Origin of the sequence: Streptomyces sp. SID5643, assembly GCF_009872555.1 — a bacterium.
Classification (GTDB): Bacteria; Actinomycetota; Actinomycetes; order Streptomycetales; family Streptomycetaceae; genus Streptomyces; species Streptomyces iakyrus.
The window spans coordinates 1-20,133 of record NZ_WWIC01000270.1 but is presented as its reverse complement, the minus strand read 5'-3'; the positions used below and the strand labels follow the sequence as shown (position 1 = coordinate 20,133).

Annotated in this window: 20 protein-coding genes and 2 pseudogenes; 7 read left to right on the top strand and 15 right to left on the bottom strand. The window is 72.9% G+C overall.

Translation table 11 applies throughout. The features are described 5' to 3' along the window. The 3 genes and pseudogenes from GTY56_RS30120 to sigE all read right to left on the bottom strand — a co-directional run. Window positions 1-621: pseudogene (locus tag GTY56_RS30120) on the bottom strand (protease); the annotation flags it as partial. Between the two features lie 131 nt (window positions 622-752). Beyond that, window positions 753-1,793, bottom strand: a complete 1,041-nt coding sequence (locus tag GTY56_RS30115) for a zf-HC2 domain-containing protein (protein WP_161368459.1) — start codon at window positions 1,791-1,793, stop codon at window positions 753-755. Further along, window positions 1,790-2,491, bottom strand: coding sequence for an RNA polymerase sigma factor SigE (gene sigE, locus GTY56_RS30110; RefSeq protein WP_033311073.1), 702 nt, complete (start codon window positions 2,489-2,491; stop codon window positions 1,790-1,792). Before sigE ends, GTY56_RS30115 begins: the two co-directional genes overlap by 4 nt. Before the next feature lie 246 nt (window positions 2,492-2,737). Here sigE and GTY56_RS30105 point away from each other — a divergent pair, with 246 nt between their 5' ends. Then, window positions 2,738-3,436: an O-methyltransferase gene (locus GTY56_RS30105; RefSeq protein ID WP_346345619.1), complete on the top strand. Its 699-nt coding sequence runs from the start codon at window positions 2,738-2,740 to the stop codon at window positions 3,434-3,436. Window positions 3,437-3,578: 142 nt separating this feature from the next. Here the strand turns inward: GTY56_RS30105 and GTY56_RS30100 are convergent, their stop codons facing one another. Beyond that, window positions 3,579-3,746, bottom strand: a complete 168-nt coding sequence (locus GTY56_RS30100) for a DUF3117 domain-containing protein (RefSeq protein ID WP_003966491.1) — start codon at window positions 3,744-3,746, stop codon at window positions 3,579-3,581. A 379-nt stretch (window positions 3,747-4,125) separates the two neighbouring features. Here GTY56_RS30100 and chcB point away from each other — a divergent pair, with 379 nt between their 5' ends. Beyond that, complete coding sequence (gene chcB / locus GTY56_RS30095; RefSeq protein WP_524540157.1) at window positions 4,126-4,935, top strand: 2-cyclohexenylcarbonyl CoA isomerase; 810 nt, start codon at window positions 4,126-4,128, stop codon at window positions 4,933-4,935. Here chcB and GTY56_RS30090 read toward each other — a convergent pair. Beyond that, window positions 4,932-5,540 (bottom strand): DNA-3-methyladenine glycosylase I, encoded by a 609-nt coding sequence (locus tag GTY56_RS30090; RefSeq protein ID WP_161368456.1) that lies wholly within the window; start codon window positions 5,538-5,540, stop codon window positions 4,932-4,934. The genes chcB and GTY56_RS30090 overlap by 4 nt on opposite strands. Beyond that, a complete protein-coding gene (locus tag GTY56_RS30085) occupies window positions 5,537-5,926 on the bottom strand; it encodes a DivIVA domain-containing protein (protein WP_161368455.1) in 390 nt (129 codons plus the stop codon). The genes GTY56_RS30090 and GTY56_RS30085 overlap by 4 nt, the downstream gene beginning before the upstream one ends. Window positions 5,927-6,070: 144 nt before the next feature. Here GTY56_RS30085 and folP point away from each other — a divergent pair, with 144 nt between their 5' ends. Continuing rightward, on the top strand, window positions 6,071-6,931 hold the full coding sequence (folP, locus tag GTY56_RS30080; RefSeq protein WP_161368454.1) for a dihydropteroate synthase: 861 nt from the start codon (window positions 6,071-6,073) through the stop codon (window positions 6,929-6,931). A 99-nt stretch (window positions 6,932-7,030) separates the two neighbouring features. Here the strand turns inward: folP and GTY56_RS30075 are convergent, their stop codons facing one another. Together GTY56_RS30075 and dapE are read right to left on the bottom strand one after the other, a co-directional pair. Next, entirely contained in the window at window positions 7,031-7,789 is a 759-nt protein-coding gene (locus tag GTY56_RS30075) for an LOG family protein (RefSeq protein WP_031109448.1), read from the bottom strand. Between the two features lie 119 nt (window positions 7,790-7,908). Beyond that, window positions 7,909-8,988 (bottom strand): succinyl-diaminopimelate desuccinylase, encoded by a 1,080-nt coding sequence (gene dapE / locus GTY56_RS30070; RefSeq protein WP_161368453.1) that lies wholly within the window; start codon window positions 8,986-8,988, stop codon window positions 7,909-7,911. An 84-nt stretch (window positions 8,989-9,072) separates the two neighbouring features. Between dapE and GTY56_RS30065 the strand changes: the two genes are divergently transcribed. Further along, the gene (locus tag GTY56_RS30065) at window positions 9,073-10,053 is read left to right on the top strand and encodes a VldE C-terminal domain-containing protein (RefSeq protein WP_524540156.1); all 981 of its coding nucleotides are present in this window, start codon (window positions 9,073-9,075) and stop codon (window positions 10,051-10,053) included. 346 nt (window positions 10,054-10,399) lie between these two features. After that, complete coding sequence (locus GTY56_RS30060) at window positions 10,400-10,846, top strand: ATP-binding protein (protein ID WP_161368452.1); 447 nt, start codon at window positions 10,400-10,402, stop codon at window positions 10,844-10,846. Window positions 10,847-10,917: 71 nt separating this feature from the next. Here the strand turns inward: GTY56_RS30060 and GTY56_RS30055 are convergent, their stop codons facing one another. Together GTY56_RS30055 and fdxA are read right to left on the bottom strand one after the other, a co-directional pair. Further along, window positions 10,918-12,009, bottom strand: a complete 1,092-nt coding sequence (locus GTY56_RS30055) for a bifunctional succinyldiaminopimelate transaminase/glutamate-prephenate aminotransferase (protein ID WP_161368451.1) — start codon at window positions 12,007-12,009, stop codon at window positions 10,918-10,920. A 121-nt stretch (window positions 12,010-12,130) separates the two neighbouring features. Beyond that, window positions 12,131-12,451 carry a ferredoxin gene (fdxA, locus tag GTY56_RS30050; RefSeq protein ID WP_003973842.1) on the bottom strand — a complete coding sequence of 107 codons (321 nt, stop codon included), beginning with the start codon at window positions 12,449-12,451 and terminating at the stop codon, window positions 12,131-12,133. Window positions 12,452-12,591: 140 nt separating this feature from the next. Here fdxA and GTY56_RS30045 point away from each other — a divergent pair, with 140 nt between their 5' ends. Both GTY56_RS30045 and GTY56_RS30040 read left to right on the top strand, forming a co-directional pair. Next, window positions 12,592-13,608, top strand: coding sequence for a GNAT family N-acetyltransferase (locus tag GTY56_RS30045; protein WP_161368450.1), 1,017 nt, complete (start codon window positions 12,592-12,594; stop codon window positions 13,606-13,608). 30 nt (window positions 13,609-13,638) lie between these two features. Continuing rightward, the gene (locus GTY56_RS30040) at window positions 13,639-14,490 is read left to right on the top strand and encodes a transglutaminase family protein (RefSeq protein WP_161368449.1); all 852 of its coding nucleotides are present in this window, start codon (window positions 13,639-13,641) and stop codon (window positions 14,488-14,490) included. An 85-nt stretch (window positions 14,491-14,575) separates the two neighbouring features. Here GTY56_RS30040 and GTY56_RS30035 read toward each other — a convergent pair whose 3' ends face one another. The 5 genes and pseudogenes from GTY56_RS30035 to GTY56_RS40890 all read right to left on the bottom strand — a co-directional run. Then, window positions 14,576-15,190 carry a response regulator transcription factor gene (locus GTY56_RS30035; protein WP_161368448.1) on the bottom strand — a complete coding sequence of 205 codons (615 nt, stop codon included), beginning with the start codon at window positions 15,188-15,190 and terminating at the stop codon, window positions 14,576-14,578. After that, window positions 15,187-16,353, bottom strand: a complete 1,167-nt coding sequence (locus GTY56_RS30030) for a histidine kinase (RefSeq protein WP_161368447.1) — start codon at window positions 16,351-16,353, stop codon at window positions 15,187-15,189. The genes GTY56_RS30035 and GTY56_RS30030 overlap by 4 nt, the downstream gene beginning before the upstream one ends. Next, window positions 16,350-17,090, bottom strand: a complete 741-nt coding sequence (locus GTY56_RS30025) for an ABC transporter permease (protein WP_161368446.1) — start codon at window positions 17,088-17,090, stop codon at window positions 16,350-16,352. Before GTY56_RS30025 ends, GTY56_RS30030 begins: the two co-directional genes overlap by 4 nt. After that, window positions 17,087-17,935: pseudogene (locus tag GTY56_RS30020) on the bottom strand (ABC transporter ATP-binding protein); the annotation flags it as partial. The pseudogene GTY56_RS30020 and the gene GTY56_RS30025, both read right to left, overlap by 4 nt. 205 nt (window positions 17,936-18,140) lie before the next feature. After that, window positions 18,141-20,133: hypothetical protein (locus GTY56_RS40890; RefSeq protein WP_237525103.1), on the bottom strand; the 1,993-nt coding region annotated here is incomplete at its 5' end.

Genomic DNA, 20,133 nt, shown 5'->3' with positions numbered 1-20,133 from the left:
CGGCGGCATCGCGGCCGGCGCGTTGCTGGTGCCGTGCCCCGACGGCGCGGCGGAGGCGCCCGGCACGGTGGGCTGCTGCCCCGGTACCGCCACGCCCTGCGCTGGTGTCGCCGCCGGGTGCTGCACGGGCGGCGCGGGCGCCCAGGGGCCGGGTTCCCCGTAGGGCGGGGTGCTGTAGGGGTCGGGGTCGTGCAGCGGCCTGGGGGCGCCCTCGGCCGGTCCCGGGGACGAGACGGTGGCGGCGGGGGCGACGGACGCGGCGGGGACGTCCTGACCGCCCGGCTCCCGGGCAGCGGGGACCACGGCAGCGGCCGCGCCGGGAGCGGTCTCCTCCTGTTCCGGTGCCGCTGCGACAGGCTCCCCCGAGCCTCCGGCCGACCCCGCGGACGGAACCGCCTCCGGGCGCCTCAACTCGTAGTCGCCGTCCTCTGCGGGCCGGGCCGCCGGCCGCGCCAGCTCGAAGTCCCCGTCGGTGCCCGTCGGCTCCGCCGTGGCCGTCACCGGCCCGTGGGCGCCCGGGTCCTCCGCGGCGGCCCCGTCGCCACCCTCCGGCTCTTGCGCAGGGTCCTGCGGCCGTGGACGGCTCCACCACTTCGCTTTCGTGGGCTTCCCCTCGTTCATGCTCTCCCCACAGCCGCGGCACGGCTCGTCGCGGTGGCCGCGGTTCGTCGAATCGGCGCCCGGCCACACCTCGGCCGTGGGCGACAACCCCCGGATTCAATCAGGTTCGCGGGCCGGTGCGCAGAGTCCGGTCAGCGGGCCGTGCGTGAGGAGGCGGGGGAAGAGGGGGACGAGGCCGGGTCCGGGAGGGGCTCGGCGAACAGGGGGGCCGTGATCTCGGGGACCGTGGACCACGAGGTCAGGGCGGCCGGCGTGGCCGCTTCGAGCGGACGTATCAGCGGGGACATGACGGCCGCACCGGCCATCACCGGGGCGGTCAGCGCGTGCAGCGCGTGGTGCCGGGCGGCGGACGGTACCCCGGGCAGCAGCGGCGCGGACACCTCGGTCGGGGCGACCGGGCCGTGCCCGAGCATGCTCTGGCCGTGCACCTGCCCGAGCAGCGGAGCCGTGCGGCGGCGCTGGGATTCGGGCGGGGCCGCGGGGCCGGTGCCCTGGGTGCGCACCGGGGTGACATTGCTGCCCGAGCCCTGGCCGCCCCGGGCCTCCGTGTCGGCCGGGGTGACGGTGGAGACGCCACCCAGCGCGATCGCGGCCAGGGAGACGGCTCCGGCGGCGACGAACGCGAACCGCAACCGCGACGAGGACCGGTCGGTGTCGTGCCGGCCGACGTCGTGGATGCGGAAGCCCTTCCCCGGGGGCAGGCCCCGGTGGTCCGAGGGCAGCGCGCCGCTGTCGGAAGGCAGATTCGGGCTTCCCGGGGAGGCGGGCAGCCCGGGCAGGTGCGGCCGGGCCGGGGCGTAACCGAACTCGAACCGCTCGCCGCGCTTCACTCCGAACGCCCCGGACGAGCCGAACCGCCCGGACAGTCCTCCGGGCAGCCCTCCTCCGCCCGGCGGTGTGAGATCACCGGCCGGGCCGCCGCCCGCGGGTAGTCCCTGCAGGCGGGCCAGGAAGCTCTCGGAGGGGGGCGGTGGGGCCGCCTCCGCGAAGACGTTCTTCAGCCGGCGCTGGGCGTCCACCTCCGCCTTGCACTTCGGGCAGGTGGCCACGTGCGCCAGTACGCGCTCACGCGCGTCATGACCGAGCTCTCCGTCCACCAGGGCGGAGAGTCGGTCTCCCAGATGCTGCTCTGCGAGGTGACCCTCGGAAGCTTTCGGCCGAGATCCGCTCACGCGCTCGCGCCCCCTCCTCCCAAGGCGGGAACACGGGGCACGAAGGAGCGGCGCTCGGCACGCGCCTCCGGAGAGCGGTGCGCAAGGGCCTTGCGCAGCTGGGAGCGGCCACGGTGGATCCGCGAACGGACCGTCCCGAGCTTGACACCGAGGGTCGCGGCGATCTCCTCGTACGACAGTCCTTCGATGTCGCACAGGACGACCGCGGCGCGGAACTCGGGGGCGAGGGTGTCGAGGGCCTGCTGGACGTCCGCGTCGAAGTGCGCGTCGTTGAAGACCTGCTGCGGTGTGGGCTCCTTGCTGGGCAGCCGCTCGGCCGCGTCCTCGCCGAGCGCGTCGAAACGGATGCGCTGCTTGCGGCGGACCATGTCCAGGAAGAGGTTCGTGGTGATGCGGTGCAGCCAGCCCTCGAAGGTGCCCGGCGTGTACGTCGACAGGGAGCGGAAGACGCGGACGAAGACCTCCTGCGTGAGGTCCTCCGCGTCGTGCTGGTTGCCGGTCAGACGGTAGGCGAGCCGGTAGACCCGGCCGCTGTGCGTGCTGACGATCTCCTCCCACGTGGGCGGAGTCCACGCCTGCCCGTCCGCGTCGGTGGTGAAGGTCGCGGTCTGGGCGAAGTCAGCGGCGTGACTGTGGTCAGCAGCGGTGTCGTTCACGGATGTCGGCCTGCCCGCCGATCCGAGGAAGCGCCGGAGCACTCCTGCGCGATCCACAGGCGCAGCCGCACCTCCCCTGTCAGCTCTGGTGGTGTCCAGTGGAGCCCCTACCATAGCCACCTCGCCCGTTAGGACCGGATAAGCGGTTTTACGAGAATTTGATCTGGGCTGATACGCCTCGTACTGCTGCGTCGGCACGTGCACGACGTCCTGCTCCACGTCCTGATCCACCGCCCGCCCCCCGTCCCGGCCCGCGCCACTTGCTCATCCCTTTAAACGACCGGTCCCATCTGCGGGTTCCCGTGCCCAACGGATACAGTCACGCCCAGGCATTCACGGGGACAGGAGAGGGTCATTACCGGCAACCGGCAGACGAGCTGGGCGTTCGCCGACGCCTATGTCGCCGAGGACGAAGCACTGCACTGGGCCCGGGACCGGGCCCGTGAGGCAGGGTTGCGCTCGGTGACGCCCGGCACGGGCGCCGCGCTGCGGTTGCTGGCCGCGTCCGTCGACGCCAAGGCCGTCGCGGAGATCGGGACCGGCTGCGGCGTCTCCGGGCTCCACCTCCTGCACGGCATGCGGCCCGACGGTGTTCTGACGACCGTGGACCCGGAGCCGGAGCACCAGCAGTTCGCCCGTCAGGCCTTCCGCGCCTGCGGCTTCGCCAGCAACCGGGCCCGCTTCATCCCGGGCCGCGCCCTCGACGTGCTGCCCCGCCTCGCGGACGCCGGTTACGACCTGGTCTTCTGCGACGGTGATCGCCTGGAGGTCATGGACTACCTCGCTGAATCGTTGCGGCTGCTGCGCACCGGCGGGCTGGTCGTTTTCGAGGGCGCCTTCGCGAACGGCCGGACGGTGGACTCCGGCCCGCAGCCCACGGAGGTGCTGCGGCTGCGCGAGCTGCTGCGTGCGGTGCGCGAGAGCCAGGAGCTGGTGCCGTCACTGCTGCCGGTGGGTGACGGGCTGCTGTGCGCGGTGAAACGCTGACCGGACGGCACGTTAGCGGACCCGGATCCGGGGCAGGCGAGTGTCATCGGTGAGAAAGGCGAGTGTCATCGGTGAGAAAACAGCCGCCCCGGCATCACGGGTGATGCCGGGGCAACTGAAAGGGTATGGTCGCGCTTGCGCGTCAGCCGACGACCTTCTTGAGGGCGTCGCCCAGGGCGTCGGCCTCGTCCGGGGTCAGCTCGACGACGAGCCGACCGCCGCCTTCGAGCGGAACGCGCATGACGATGCCCCGCCCCTCCTTGGTCACCTCGAGCGGGCCATCACCCGTCCGCGGCTTCATGGCCGCCATGCTCGTTCCCCTTCCTGAAACCCAGCTCATCGTCAAAGCCGACGGCCCCTGAGAAGGGCACACGTGCGGTTCCTTGTGGCAGGACACGCGACACCGGCATCGAACACATTGCTTCCAAGCCATTATCCCGCATCTCAGGACCCGATGACCAACATCAGTAGGCATCGCTTGGGCAACGCACGCGAGCAAAACCACTCAATTCGGCGATGAAACTGCGATACTCCGCCGCCGCACACACATCCGCCGAACCGATCCGGACGAGAATTCTTTGACGCAGGTCACACGTCCGGTGCGGTTCCCCGTCCGCGATCTCCGTCATGCTGTCGTGCAGACCCGGGGCCTACCGGCCGGTACGCCCCCGATCCGCGACCCGGAGGGGATACGCATGACCGACACCGTGCTCTACGAGGTGAGCGACGGACTGGCGACGATCACGCTGAACCGCCCGGAGGCGATGAACGCGCTGAACGTGGCGGCCAAGGTCGCCCTGCGGGAGGCGGTCGAGTCGGCGGCGGGCGACGGCGCCGTACGGGCGGTGCTGCTGACGGCCGCCGGTGACCGGGCGTTCTGCGTCGGACAGGACCTCAAGGAGCACATCGGGCTGCTGGTCCAGGACCGGGAGACCGGCTCGGGGCAGACGATGAGCACGGTCCGGGAGCACTACAACCCGATCGTGCGGGCGCTGGCCGGGGCGGCCAAGCCGGTGGTCGCCGCGGTGAACGGGGTGGCGGCCGGGGCGGGCTTCGGCTTCGCGCTCGCCGCGGACTACCGGATCGTGGCGGACACGGCGGCGTTCAACACCTCGTTCGCCGGGGTGGCGCTGACCGCGGACTCGGGGATCTCCTGGACCCTGCCGCGGGTGATCGGCCCGGGCCGGGCCGCCGACCTGCTGTTCTTCCCGCGGAGCATCAGCGCTCAGGAGGCGTACGAGCTGGGCATCGCCAACCGGCTGGTGCCGGCCGGTGACCTGCGGGCGGAGGCCGAGAAGGTGGCGCGGGCGCTGGCCGAGGGCCCGACGGTGGCGTACGCGGCGCTGAAGGAGTCGGTGGCGTTCGGGCTGACGCACTCCTTGGAGGAGGCCCTGGAGAAGGAGGACGAACTCCAGACCAGGGCCGGCTCCTCCGAGGATCACGCGATCGCGGTGCAGGCGTTCGTCAACAAGGAGAAGCCGAAGTACCTGGGGCGCTAGAGCTCGTCCCGCGCCTCCTGCACGCCCCTTCCGGCGACGCAGGTCTCCAGGTGATCGTCCACCAGGCCGCACGCCTGCATCAGCGCGTACGCCGTCGTCGGACCCACGAAGCGCAGGCCCCGCTTCTTCAGGGCCTTGGACAGGGCCGTCGACTCGGGGGTGACGGGCGGGACGTCGGAGAGGGTCTTCGGGGCCGGCCGCCCGGCCGGATCGGGGGCGTGGGACCAGATCAGCGCGTCCAGTTCGCCCGGGGACCACTCCGTCAGCGCCCGCGCGTTGGCGAGGGTCGCGTCGATCTTGGCGCGGTTGCGGATGATGCCGGCGTCGGCCAGGAGGCGTTCGCGGTCGTCGTCGGTGAAGGCGGCGACCGAGGCGATCTTGAAGTCGGCGAAGGCGGCGCGGAAGCCGGGGCGGCGGCGCAGGATCGTGATCCAGGACAGGCCGGACTGGAAGGCCTCCAGGCTGAGGCGCTCGAAGAGCGCGTCGTCGCCGTGGACCGGGCGGCCCCACTCCTCGTCGTGGTACGCCACGTACTCCGGGGCGGACAGGGCCCAGGGACAGCGCAGGGCGCCGTCCGGTCCGGCCAGGGCGGCGCCGTCGCTCACGGCCGGTCCTCCTTCCCCGGGGCGGGCTTGTCGATGGACACGTGGTTCTCCCCGGACGCGTGCACCGGTCCGCGGCCGGAGCCGGACCGGGCTCCGGCCAGGGCCGACTCCAGGTCGGCGATGCGGGCGTCGCGCTCGGCGAGTTCGGCGCCCAGGCGGCTGAGGGCGTCGTCCACGTCCGCCATGCGGTAGCCGCGGGCGGCGAGCGGGAAGCGCAGGCCCTCCACGTCCGCGCGGTCGACCGGGCGGTCCGGGGGCAGCGGGTCGCGCAGCCGCTCGGGTGCGGCCTCGGGCAGCGGGCCGTTCTCACCGCCGCCCACGACGGCCAGCGTCACCGCGGCGACCACGACGGCGAGCGCGACGACCAGGAACAGGAACATAACCATCGCGGGGCCCCCACGGTCGGATGGATCGGACTCTTCGGACGTCCTCCGAGTCGGATGTTGTCAGGCTCCGATCGTGCCATGAGCGTCCGGCGGTTAGGGTCGCAGGCGGCGGAAGACGGCACGTACCAGGGAAGGTCACAGGGGATGCTCAGGCTGGGCAGGCGGAAATTCGGGACGCACGAGCCGGTGATCATGGCGATCGTGAACCGCACCCCGGACTCCTTCTACGACCGGGGCGCCACCTTCCGCGACGAGCCGGCTCTCGCGCGTGTGGAGCAGGCCGTGGCCGAGGGCGCCGCGATCATCGACATCGGCGGGGTCAAGGCCGGGCCGGGCGAGGAGGTCACGGCCGAGGAGGAGGCCCGCCGGACGGTCGGGTTCGTGGCGGAGGTGCGGCGGCGGTTCCCGGACGTGGTCATCAGCGTGGACACCTGGCGGGCCGAGGTCGGCGAGGCCGTGTGCGAGGCCGGGGCCGATCTGCTGAACGACGCGTGGGGCGGGGTCGATCCGGGGCTGGCTGAGGTGGCCGCGCGGTACCGGGTGGGCCTGGTGTGCACGCACGCGGGCGGGGCGGAGCCGCGGACGCGGCCGCACCGGATCGCGTACGACGACGTCATGGCCGACATCCTGGACGTGACGGTCGGGCTGGCCGAGCGGGCGCTGGCGCTGGGGGTGCCGCGGGAGTCGATCATGATCGACCCGGGGCACGACTTCGGGAAGAACACACGGCACAGCCTGGAGGCGACGCGGCGGCTGGACGAGATGGTCGCCACGGGGTGGCCGGTGCTGGTGTCGCTGTCCAACAAGGACTTCGTGGGCGAGACGCTGGACCGGCCCGTGAAGGAACGGGTCGTGGGGACGCTGGCGACGACGGCGGTGTCCGCGTGGCTCGGGGCGCAGGTGTACCGGGTGCACGAGGTCGCCGAGACGCGGCAGGTGCTGGACATGGTCTCGGCGATCGCGGGGCATCGGGTTCCTGCCGTCGCCCGGCGCGGGTTGGCCTAGCCCCGGGCGTTCAGGGGGCTGCCGCCCCCTGGACCCCCGGGACCTGTGCCCGTCCGCCGCCCGAAGCGGTCGGACAGGACGCGGGGCGCGAAGAGCCCCTCAGCGCCCCGCCTCCTTCGACACCAACGCCACCGCCTCGTCCACGTCGTCCGTCACGTGGAACAGCAGCAGGTCCTTCTCCGCCGCCTTGCCCTGGGCGATCACCGTGTCGCGGAGCCAGTCGACCAGGCCGCCCCAGTAGTCGCTGCCGAACAGGACGATCGGGAAGCGCGTGACCTTCTGGGTCTGGACCAGCGTGAGCGCCTCGAAGAGCTCGTCGAGGGTGCCGAGGCCGCCGGGCAGGACGACGAAGCCCTGGGCGTACTTGACGAACATCATCTTCCGGACGAAGAAGTAGCGGAAGTTCAGGCCGATGTCGACGTACGGGTTCAGGCCCTGCTCGAACGGCAGCTCGATGCCGAGGCCGACCGACATGCCCTTCGCCTCGAGGGCGCCCTTGTTGGCGGCCTCCATCGCGCCCGGGCCGCCTCCGGTGATGACGGCGAAGCCCGCGTCGACCAGGCCCTGTCCCAGCCGGACGCCCGCCTCGTACTCGGGCGAGTCCGCCGGGGTCCGGGCCGAGCCGAACACGCTGATCGCGGGCGGGAGTTCGGCGAGCGTGCCGAAGCCCTCGATGAACTCCGACTGGATGCGCAGCACCCGCCAGGGGTCGGTGTGGACCCAGTCGGAGGGGGCCCGCTCGTCCAGCAGCCGCTGGTCGGTAGTGCTGGCCTGCACCTGGTCCCGCCTCTGGAGGACCGGGCCCAGGCGCTTTTCCTCCGGCGGCTGCTTCTTCCCCTCGGGGTTGCCGGTCGCCATGTGCGCTCCCTCCGTCGTGCCTGTCTTTCCACCTCAGCGTAGATCTACGCGGGTTACGAACGAGGGACGTGAGCATGTCCGCGATGCAGCGCCGTAAACCCGTCGGCGCGCCGGCGGGGTCAGGCGGTCAGCCAGTTCCGCAGGCGCTCCTCGCCCGCGAGGATCTTGGCGATCTCCACGCGCTCGTCCCGCTTGTGCGCCAAGTGGGGGTTTCCGGGGCCGTAGTTGACCGCCGGGACGCCGAGCGCCGAGAAGCGGGAGACGTCCGTCCAGCCGTACTTGGGCATCGGGGTGCCGCCGACCGCCTCGATGAACGCCTTGGCCGCGGGGTGGGACAGACCGGGCATCGCCGCGCCGCTGTGATCGACGACCTCGAACTCCTGCACTCCGCAGTCCGCGAAGACCTCACGGACGTGGGCGATCGCCTCCTCGGGCGTGCGGTCGGGCGCGTAGCGGAAGTTGACGGTGACGACGCACTCGTCGGGGATCACGTTGCCGGCCACTCCCCCGCTGATGCCGACCGCGTTGAGGCCCTCGCGGTACTCCAGGCCGTCGATGACCGGCCAACGGGGCTCGTAGGAGGCCAGACGGGCGAGGATCGGGGCCGCGGCGTGGATGGCGTTGGCGCCCATCCAGCCGCGCGCCGAGTGGGCCCGCTCGCCCGTGGTCTTCAGCAGCACCCGCAGCGTGCCCTGGCAGCCGCCCTCGACCTGGCCGTCCGAGGGCTCCAGGAGCACCGCGAAATCGCCTTCCAGCCACTCGGGGTGCGCCTCGGAGACGTGCTTGAGGCCGTTCAGCTCGGCGGCGACCTCCTCGTTGTCGTAGAAGACGAAGGTCAGGTCGCGGTTGGGGGCCGGGACCGTGGCCGCGATGCGCAGCTGCACGGCGACGCCCGACTTCATGTCACAGGTGCCGCATCCCCACAGGACACCGTCCTCGTCGAGCCGGGAGGGCACGTTGTCCGCCACGGGGACGGTGTCGATGTGCCCGGCCAGGATCACCCGCTCCGAGCGGCCCAGGTTCGTGCGGGCCACGACGTTGTTGCCGTACCGGTCGACCGTCAGGTGGGGCAGGGCGCGCAGTGCCGTCTCGATCGCGTCGGCGAGGGGCTTCTCGGTGCCGCTCTCGGAACGGAAGTCGACGAGCCGGGCGGTGAGCTCCGCGGCGTCCAGGGTGAGGTCAAGCGAGGTGTCGGCCATGCCGTCGACCCTAACGCGCCAGACCCCGGCATCACTCTCCCCACCGGCACATGCCACTCCGTACTCTCCAGTACCTTGTACCGCGTGCCAGAGCAGTCCTCTCCCAAGCGCCGTGGCCGCCTCTTCCGATGCGGAGCCGCCTTCATGGCCCTGCTCGCGGTCGCCGGGTACCTCGTCGTGCAGTACGTCACCGGGGGCTCGGGCGGCCCCGGCTGCAAGGTCGTCTCCGGCAGGGGCGACGGGGCGTCGTACGAGTTCACGCCCGAGCAGGCGGTGAACGCCGCCACCATCACCGCCGTGGGGACCGCACGCGGTCTGCCCGAGCGGGCCGTGACCATCGCGCTCGCGACCGCGCTGCAGGAGTCCGCCCTGCGCAACATCAAGTACGGCGACCGGGACTCCCTCGGCCTGTTCCAGCAGCGGCCCTCGCAGGGCTGGGGCACGCCCAAGGAGATCATGGACCCGGCGTATTCGGCCGGTGAGTTCTACGACCACCTGGTCAAGGTGCCCGGCTACACCCGGCTGCCGCTCACCGTCGCCGCGCAGCGTGTGCAGCGCAGCGGTTTCCCGCAGGCCTACGCCAAGCACGAGCCGGACGCCGCGCTGCTCGCCGCGGCCCTCACCGGGCAGTCCGCGGCCACACTGACCTGCGAGGGCCGCCCGGCCGCGACCCGGGCGTCGGGCCCGGACGGGGTGCGTGCCGCGCTCGTGCGGGACTTCGGACGGGACGTGCTGGAGCCGGCCGGCGCCGCGGTGGGCGACTCCCCGGCGGCCACGCCGACGCCCTCACCGAGCGCGCCGGACGGCTCCGGCGGACGCACCGTCACACTCCCGGTGAGCGCCGACACGCCCTCCGCCGGCGGGCGGAGCCTGGACCAGCGCGGCTGGCAGCTGGCGCACTGGGCCGTGGCCAACGCCTCCGAGCTGCACATCGCCCGTGTCACCTACGCGGGGCGGGAGTGGGTCGCCGGGAACACCGCGAGCCAGTGGCGGGAGCCCTCGGCGAAGGGCACCGCGGGCGCGGAGCGGGACGCGGACGCGGTCCGTATCGTCACGATGCACTAGATCGCGCAGGGGTACGGGGACTCACCCCGTGGGATTACCCGCACGCCCCTGCGGCGACGGTGTGCGCGGGTTTCCGCTCCCCCGCCCGGGACACCGCGAGAACCCTTGGGAACACAGGGCCGGAAGGATTCGGCGGGGCTTCGCGCCCTGGCCTCTTTGACCGTTTTTATCCGCAGCCGATAATGCGACGCATTACCAACTCTTTACGTTGCGCCGCCGCAACCTTCGCGGGCTTCGAGCGGTAGTCACTGCGTCCGAGCCGGGGTGATCCACAGCCAGTCGATCAACTGCCGGACCCGGTCGGACACTTCACGAAGCTCATTGTTCTCTCCGTCGAAGGAGCACCATGTCCCTCCCCCTGACCCGCCGGATCGCCCGTGCCGCGCTGATCGTCGCTGCGGGAGCGGCTGCCGGGGTCGGTGCGGCCGGCTCCGCCAGCGCGGCCCCCGAGCTGCCCGCCACCCCGAACCTCGGTGGCGTGACCGCCCTGGACGGGGCCAACGTCGGCAGCACCGTCGACGGCGCGGCTCAGAACGTCACCGAGTCCGCGGGTGACACCGGCGGCAAGACCGTCAAGAAGGCGGTGCCGGCCGCGGGCAAGACCGGTGGCCAGACGGTCAAGAAGACCACGCCCGTGGCGCAGAAGGCGGCCGGTGACGCGGCGGGCTCCGCCGGGCAGCTCGTCGGCGACACGGCCGGTTCGGCCAAGGGCGGTCTGCCCACGGACTCCCTGACCAAGGGTGGCGTCCCGTCCGCGGACTCCCTGCCGGTGAAGAGCCTGCCGGTCGGCTGACGCAGCGGCGTTGTGACGCCGAAGGGGCCCGGGGAGCTTCCCCGGGCCCCTTCGGCGTGCTCAGGAAGCGGTCACAGCCGCTGTACGGCCGCCGCCACCCTCTCGTCCGTGGCCGTCAGCGCCACGCGCACGAACTGCGCGCCCGCCGTGCCGTAGAAGTCGCCGGGAGCCACGAGGATGCCGCGCTTGGCGAGGTGGTCGACCGTGTCCCAGCAGGATTCGCCCCGGGTGGCCCACAGATAGAGGCTGGCCTCGCTGTGCTCGATGCGGAAGCCGTGGGTGACCAGGGCCTCGCGCAGCAGCTCGCGACGGGACGCGTAGCGCTCGCGCTGGACGCGGACGTGGTCGTCGTCGCCGAGGGCCGCGATCACCGCCGCCTGCGTCGGAGCCGACGTCATCATGCCGCCGTGCTTGCGGATCTCCAGCAGCGGGCCGAGGACCGCCGGGTCACCGGCCAGGAAGGCCGCGCGGTAGCCGGCGAGGTTCGAGCGCTTGGAGAGGGAGTGGACGGAGACGATGCCGTCGTACGAACCGCCGTTGACGTCCGGGTGCAGCACCGAGACCGGGTCGGCCTCCCAGCCCAGCTCCAGGTAGCACTCGTCGGAGAAGAGCAGGATGCCGTGCGAGCGGGCCCAGGCGACGATCCGGGTCAGCTCCTCCTTGGACAGGACCTTGCCCGTGGGGTTCGACGGGGAGTTCAGCCAGAGCAGCTTCAGGCCCTCGGGGTCCAGCTCCGTCGGGTCGTCGTACACCTCGTACGCGGCGCGGGCCAGCCGCGCGCCGACCTCGTACGTCGGGTAGGCCAGGCGAGGGTAGGCCACCCGGTCGCCGGGGCCGAGACCCAGCTGGGTCGGGAGCCAGGCAACGAGTTCCTTGGAGCCGACGATCGGCAGCACGTGGCGGTGGGTGACCTCCCGGGCGCCGAGGCGGCGCTCGGCCCAGCCGGTGATCGCGTCGCGCAGGTCGGGCGTGCCCCACACGGTCGGATAGCCCGGCGAGTCGGCCGCGGCCACCAGCGCCTTCTGGATCAGCTCGGGCACCGGGTCGACCGGGGTGCCGACGGACAGGTCGACGATGCCGTCCGGATGGGCGGCGGCCGTGGCCTTGTACGGGGTCAGCTTGTCCCAGGGGAAGGTGGGGAGGCGGTCGGAGACTGCGGACACGGGTTCTGGCTCACTTTCTCGTACGTACGAGCCGGTTACGGCAAACGCCTCGGCCCCGTACGGCGATCACCAGGGTGATCGGGCCGTACGGGACCGAGGCGGCACGGAGTGCGGGCCGCTCTTACTGGTTCTGCGGCGGCAGCGCGGCGACGAAGGGGTGGTCGCGCTCGATCAGCCCCAGCTTGCTGGCTCCGCCGGGCGAACCGAGCTCGTCGAAGAACTCGACGTTCGCCTTGTAGTAGTCCTTCCACTCCTCGGGAGTGTCGTCCTCGTAGAAGATCGCCTCGACCGGGCAGACCGGCTCACAGGCACCACAGTCGACGCATTCGTCCGGGTGGATGTACAAGGACCGCTGGCCCTCGTAGATGCAGTCGACCGGGCACTCCTCGATGCACGCCTTGTCCTTGACGTCGACACAAGGCTGCGCGATGACGTAGGTCACGCTGTCGTTCCTCCTCGATAGGGCGCTGGCGGGCCTCCTCAGGCTCCGCCGCCTGGCGCGCGGGAGCGCGGCGTCGTCGATGCCCGCCCCTAGTATCTCCGTTCCTGGGCATGATCCGAACAGGAGGGGTGAACTGACCTGTGGAAATCTCTGCCGCCGGGCGCCTTGAGGTCCGCATCACCGCTGCTGACGTGGGCAAACGAGTCTCCGTCCGGAGCTTGATCGAACATGGTGCCCCGGGTGAGAAGTTCACCGATACGGTCGGTGTTCTCACATCATGGGACAACGGTGTGCTGCTGATCACACGCAAGAGCGGCGAGAGCGTCCGCATCGCGGAATCCGCGCTGGTCGCGGGCAAGGCCGTGCCCGCCGCACCGGCGCGTCGCCGCGGTCCGGCCGCCTCCTACGAGGAGCTGGCCCGGGTCGCCGCGCGGGCCTGGCGGCCCGTGGAGAGCGAGCGGCTCGGCGCGTGGGAGCTGCGGGCCGCGTCCGGCTTCACGCGGCGGGCCAACTCGGTGCTTCCGCTGGGCGCGCCCGGCCTGCCCCTGGACGAGGCCCTGGACGCCGTGCGGCGGTGGTACGGCGAGCACGGACTGCCCGCCTACGTCCAGACCGCGACCGGCGCCGAGGGTACGCAGGAACTGCTCTGCGCGGAGCTGGAGCGGCGGGGCTGGGTGCGGGAGGTGACCGCCGAGCTGTGGACCGGGCCCCTGGCGCCGATCGCCGACCGGGGTGACCCGGCGGGGGTCGCGCTGTCCCGCGACGCCGGTGAGGGCTGGCTGGCCCGGTACCAGCGCAAGGGCGTGAGCGAGGTGGCGCTCAGGGTGCTCCGGAGCGGGCCGTCGGTGTGGTTCGCGACCGTCCCCGGGGCGGTGGAGGGGGCGCCTCCGGCCGCCATCGGGCGGTGTGTCGTGGACGGACGGTGGGCCGGGTTCGCCGCCGTCGAGGTCGACCCGGCCCTGCGACGGCAGGGGCTCGGTACGGCCGTGATGGCCGCGCTCGCCCGGCAGGCGCTCGACGAGGGCGCCTCGGCCGCATGGCTCCAGGTCGAGGCCGACAACGCGGGAGCGCGGGCGCTGTACGCCGGGATGGGCTTCGCCGCGCACCACGCCTACCACCACTACCGGGCGCCGGATGCCCACGGCACCGGCCGGTAACCGATCGTCGCGAGAGGGCACGAGCCAGATATGCCTCCCCCCTACCCCCCGTCCCGCGGACGGTCCGCCGAGCTGCGGCGGCGGTTCGCCGAAGAGGCCCGGTCCGAGCGGCCCGATCTGTCGACGCTGTGCCTGCTGGTGGGCGCGGAGGCGGACCGGGAGCTGGACGAGGCGGGCCTGGACGCCGCGCAGGTCGAGCTGGACCGGCTGGCGGGGCTGCTGCCGTTCCGGCCCGGGGGGCCGCGCGCGTGGGCGGTGGCCCTGCGCGAGCTGCTCGGTGAGCAGATGGGATTCCACGGCACGCCGGGTGACTACCAGCGGCTGGAGTCCTCGCTGCTGCACGAGGTGCTGGTGCGGCGCAGGGGGCTGCCGATCCTGCTGTCCGTGGTGTGGATGGAGGTGGCCCGGCGGGCCGGGGCGCCGGTGTACGGGGTGGCCCTGCCAGGGCATTTCGTGGTCGGCTTCGGGCCCGACGAGGGGCAGGTGCTGGCGGATCCGTTCGACGGGGGGCGGGTGCTGTCGGGAGCGGACGCCGAGTTGCTGGTCGTCGGGGCGACGGGGGCGGGGGTCGATCCGTCGATGCTGCGGCCGGCCGATCCGCTGGATGTGGTGCTGCGCATCCTGAACAACGTGCGGGCGTGGGCGGCGGCCCGTCCCGAGCGGTCGGACGTGGCGTTGTGGGCGGTGGAGTTGTCGTTGCTGCTGCCGTCGCATCCGGCGCGGTTGCGGTACGAGCGGGCGCAGTTGCTCGTACGGCGGGGGGAGTTCCTGGGCGGGGCCGTGGAGTTGGAGGCTTACGCCGAGGTGGTGGAGGCCGTGGATGAGGCCGCGGCCGAGCGGGTGCGGGGGGAGGCTTTCGCGGCCAGGGCGATGCTCAACTGACGCCTTCTCGCCATGGGGCTCTGGCTGACCGGGCGTGTGCGGGTTCGTCGTGGTTGCTCGCGCAGTTCCCCGCGTCCCTGAGAACTCACAACCAGCCCTTTTCACGCGCGACTCGGACCGCTTCTGCTCGGTTTCTCACGGCCAGCTTCTGAATGGCCGTGCTGAGGTAGTTGCGGACCGTGCCCTGGGAGAGGTGCAGCGACGCTGCCAGTTCGGCGTTGGTGGAGCCGTCGGCGGCGGCCCGGAGGACCTCGCGCTCCCGGTCCGTCAGCGGGTTGGCGCCGTCCGCGAGGGCCGCTGCCGCCAGGGTGGGGTCGATGACCCGTTCGCCGGTGAGGACCGTGCGGACCGCCTCGGCGAGCTGGGCGGCGGGGGCGTCCTTGACCAGGAAGGCGTCGGCGCCGGACTCCATGGCGCTGCGCAGGTGGCCGGGGCGGCCGAAGGTGGTGAGGATGACCAGCTTCACGGCCGGGAGCTCCGCGTGCAGGCGGGCCGCTGCCTCGATGCCCGTCGCGCCGGGCATCTCGATGTCCAGGAGGGCCACGTCGACCGCGTGTTCTCGGGCCGCCTCCAGGACCTCGTCGCCGCGGGCCACCTGGGCGACGACCTCGATGTCCTCCTCCAGGCCGAGCAGGGCGGCCAGGGCCTCGCGGACCATCGACTGGTCCTCGGCGAGCAGGACCTTGATCGTGCGGCTCATGCCGGGGATCCTACGTCCGCCGGTCCGGCCGTCGGCACCCGGGCGACCAGGCGGAATCCATGCTTGAGCGGGCCCGCCTCCAGGGTGCCGCCGGCCTGAGTGAGGCGTTCGGTCAGACCCGCGAGGCCGTTTCCGTGGCAGGTGCCGCGGCCGCCCGAGCCGTTGTCCTCGACGGTGAGTTCCAGCACCGGGCCGTCGAGGGTCTGGCGATGCAGCAGCTCGACCGTGCAGCGGCGGGCACCGCTGTGCCGTACGACGTTGGTGACCGCTTCGCGCAGCGCCCAGGCGAGGGCGGACTCGCTCTCCTCGGGCACTCCGCCGAGGCCGGGCTCGGCGGGCAGTTCGGCGGTGACGCCGGCCGCGGTCAGAGCGGCCCGGGCACCTGCGAGTTCGGCGTGCAGCCGGGGGCGGCGGTAGCCGGTGACGGCCTCGCGCACGTCGACGAGGGCCTGGCGGCTGACCTGTTCGATGTCGGCGACCTGCTGGGCCGCCTGGTCGGGCCGGCCGGGCAGCATCCGCCCGGCCAGCTCGCTCTTCAGCGTGATCAGGGAGAGGGAGTGACCGAGCAGGTCGTGCAGGTCCCGGGCCAGGCGCAGGCGCTCCTCGTTGGCGGCGAGCTGCGCGACGGTGGCGCGGGCCTCGCGCAGCGCGATGGTGGTCCGCACGAGTTCGCGCACGCCGGTCATCGCGAAGCCGCCGAGCAGGGCCGGGATGAGGAGGCCGGCCAGGTAGGACATCCCGTCGTGCGTCGCGAGCGCCACGGCGGTCAGCAGCGCGCACGCGGCCGGGATCGTCCAGCGGGCCATGCGCAGGGGCAGGGCCGCCCCGGAGGCGATGGAGACGTACACGAACAGCACCAGCCACTCGCGGCCCAGGGTCAGCGCGAGGAGCGTGGACTGGGCCGCGAGGACCCCGAGCGAGGCGAGCACCACGGTGTTGCGCTCGCCCCGGCCGGTGCGGAAGACCAGCAGCATGTACCAGGTGACGAACGCGGCCAGGCCGATCCAGCCGAGGATCGTCACGCCCGTGCTGTGGCCGCCGTGCAGCAGGTCGGTGACGGGTGCGCTCAGGTAGACCAGCCAGATGCCGGTCCACAGCGACTTCACCGCCCGCTGCCGGCGGTTCACCGGGCGCTGCCCCATGCCGAACCCGACGCCGCTCACGCCTTCAGGGTGTCCTTCCGGTACAGCCAGGCCGCGCCGCCCGCGAACAGGACGAACGACACCACGAGGACGGCGAGGTCCTGGACGTGCGGGGCGCGGCTCTGCTCGATGGCCCGCCCGAGGGCAGCGTACGCGTGCGTGGGCAGCCACTTCGCGATGTCCTGGAGCCAGCCCGGGAAGCTCGTCGTGGGCATCCACAGGCCGCCCAGCATGGACAGGCCGAAGTAGGTGATCATCGTGATCGGGCGGACCGCGTCCCCACCGGCCAGGTAGCCGATGGCGACGCCGAGCGCCGCGAAGACGAGACTGCCGGCCCAGATCGCGCCGGTGAGGGCGAGCCACTGCCAGGCGGCCAGACGTACGTCCTTCACGGCCGCGGCGACGGCGAAGACGATGACGATGGACGGCAGGCTGACGACGGCGGCGCTCGCGGTCTTGGCGAGGACGTAGCCGCGGCCCGGCAGCGTGGTGAGGCGCAGCTGGCGCACCCAGCCGCTCTCGCGTTCCTTGGCGATGCGCTCGCTGTTGCCCATGAGGACGGCCGTGAGGGCGCCGAAGGACGCCATGGAGACCATCATGTAGGTCGGGAGGGGCAGGCCCGTGCCGGGGACCTTGGTGTTGCTGTCGGCGTTGCCCGCGATGAGCAGGAACAGCACCGACGGGTAGATCACGGAGAAGAAGAGGAACTTGCGGTTGCGCAGGGCGCGGGTGAGTTCCAGCCTGATCAGCGTGTTCACCGGGACTTCGCCTCCTCGGCGGTGGTGATGGCGACGAAGGCCTGCTCCAGGCCGAGCCCGGCGACTTCGAGGTTGCGGGGACAGAGGCCGAGGCCGTACAGGGCGTGGACGGTCGCGTCGGCGTCGGAGGACTGGATGCGCACGGTCCGGCCGGAGATGTCGATGCCGGTCAGGAACGGCAGGGCGCGCAGGGCGGGTTCGTCGATGGCGTCCGCGAGGTCGAAGGAGACCCGGCGGGCGCCCGCCCTGGCCTTGATCCCGGCGGCCGTGCCGTCGGCGAGGAGGCGGCCGCGGTGCAGCACGAGGACCCGGTCGGCGACGGCGTCGGCCTCTTCGAGGTAGTGGGTGGCGAAGAGCACGGTCCGGCCCTGGTCGGCCTGTTCGCGCAGGGTGGCCCAGAAGGCCTGGCGGGCGGTGACGTCCATGCCGGTGGTGGGCTCGTCCAGCACGATGAGGTCGCTGTCGCCCGCAGTGGCCAGGGCGAAGCGCACGCGCTGGACCTGGCCGCCGGAGAGCTTGTCGACCTTGCGGTCGGCGATCTGCGCCACCCCCGCGCGCGCCAGGACCTCGGAGGGGCGGTACGGCTTCGGGTGCAGGTCGCAGGCGAGCCGCACCAGTTCGGCGACCGTGACCTCGTCCATGAGACCGCCGCTCTGCAGCATGGCGCCCACCCGCCCGGCGACGATGGCGTCCCGGGGGCTGGTGCCGAAGAGCCGGACGGTGCCGCTGTCGGGCCGCTTGAGGCCGAGCAGCAGGTCGAGGGTGGTGGACTTGCCGGCGCCGTTGGGGCCGAGCAGCGCCACGGTCTCCCCCGGCCTGAGGTCCAGGGTCAGCCCGTCCACGGCCCGGACGGCGTCATACGCCTTGCTCACCTGGTCGAACGCCACCACCGAAGCTGTCGTTGTCATACGGACATCGTGGCTTCGGGGGTGCCGGCGGGGGCAGTGCCGGGTGTCCGGAGTGCCGCATGACAGGTGTCATGCCCGCCGGGTGACACGAGAGCCCCCGCCCTCAGGGGGCGGGGGCTCTCGTACGGCGGGCGGCCGGAGGTCAGTTCGGCTTGGTGTCGATGACTCCGACGCGCTCCGCGGGCGTCTTGCCGCGCAAAGCGTCGCGCAACGCGGCGACGACGTCCTGCGGGGTGACGTCCCGCTTCCCGCTCGCGCCGTCGATCTTCACGCCCTCGAAGGTGGTGCCGTACGCCTCCTGGAGGGCCTTGAGGTTGTACGTGTCCACCAGCTTGCCGTCGACGGCCTTGAAGCTCAGGATCTTCGGCAGCGAGACCTTGCCGAAGTCGATGCTGTGCGCCGCGTCGGTGCGGATGGTGACGAGGTCGGACATCGCGGGCTGCGCGAAGTCCTTGAGCACCCGGTCGACCTCGGCGTTCGAGACCGTCGGCTGCCGGGTGGTGGTCGGGAGGTCCACCGTGCCGGGCGTGCCGGTCTCCACCTGGGTGCGGTACGCCTCCTCCACCACCGTCGTCGACTTGGCGAGGTCGATGCCCTTGCCGACCTTGCCGTACACGGGGACGGCCTTGCCGCCCTTGAACTCGATCGTGCCGTCGGTCGACGCGCCGGAGCCGCCCGCCGCCTCCTCCAGGGAGGCGTGCAGCTTCTCCTCGTCGACGGGCATGACCGGCGTGACGGCCCGGTGGTTGCCGAAGAGCGAGCCGATCACGGAGACCGGGTTGTAGTCGCTCTTGGCCGCCGCGTCGGCCGTGGCGTCCATGTCGAACTGGAGGCCCGCCTTGTCCGGGTCGAGGGCGACGGTCCTGCCGCCCACCGACAGCTTCAGCGGCTTGCCCAGGTTGCGGTCGAAGGCCTCGTCGAGCTTCTTGACCGCGCCGTCGCGGGTGGTGCCGCCGATGTCGACGCCGAGCACGGTGGTGCCCTTGGGCACGTCGGTGCGGTTCATCAGCAGACCGGCGCCGTAGACGCCACCGGCGGCCACGACCACGCCGACCGCGAGCAGCACGAGCTTGCTGCGGCCCTTCTTCTTCGGCGCCTTGGCGGAGCTCGCCGGGGGCGGGGAGACCGGCTCGGGCAGCTTCGGGGCCGTGTGGGGCGCCGGGCCGTCACCGGGCGCGCCGGGGCCGAACGGCGAGGCCGCGCCGGACGGCACGACGGGGATGCCGCTGGTGACCGTGTGCCCGGAGACGTTGTCGTGCCGGGGGCCGTAGCCCGGGCCGTCCGGCGGTTCGGGGGCCGGCTTCTGCGGGGTGAGGATGGCGGTGTCGTCGCTCATGCCACCGCCGGGGCCGGGGCCTGCGGCGCCGCGAGCGGGGGTGCCACCCTGGGTGCCGGGAGCACCGGGGACACCCGGGCCGCCCGGGCCGCCGCCTATGGCTCCGGGACCGGCGGGTGCGCCGGGGCCTCCCGGGCGGCCGGGGTTGTCGAAGGCCTCGGGAGCGCCGGGGCGACCCGGGTCTGCGAAGCCGCCAGGGGCGCCGGGAGTGCCGGGGCCGGCGGGGGTGCCCGCTCGGCCGGGGTCGTTGAAGCCGCCGGGGCCGCCCGGGGCGCCGGACCGCCCGGGGTCGTTGAAGGCCTCAGGGTCGCCGGGCCTGCCCGGGTCGCCGTAGCCGCCGGGGGCTCCAGGGCCACCGGGGGCACCAGGACCGCCAAGGGCGCCAGGACCGCCGGGGGCGTTGAAGGCGCCCGGGCCTGTCTGGCCTCCGGGTCCGCCCGGCTCGTTGCCGAAGCCGCCGGGGGCACCAGGGCCGCCCTGGCCGCCCGGTGCGTCGAAGCCGGCCGGAGGCACCATCGGGCCGTCGCCGGTGACCGGTCCGCCGGTCGGGCCGGCCGGGCCGTTCGCACCGGGCGCGCCCGTCTCACCGAAGCCGTTCGCGGCGCTCGGGCCGTCGTAGCCGCCCTGTCCGTTCTCGGAGAAGTACGGCAGGTCGTCGCGGCGCGGTTCGCCGCCGCCCGGGGCGGGACGCGAGCCGTTGCCCAGCGGGCCCGCCGCCAGGGCCTCGGTGACGTCGAAGGAGCCGGTGCCGCCGCCGTGCCCGGGCGCGACGGGGCCGCCGGTCGCGCCGCCCGGGAGC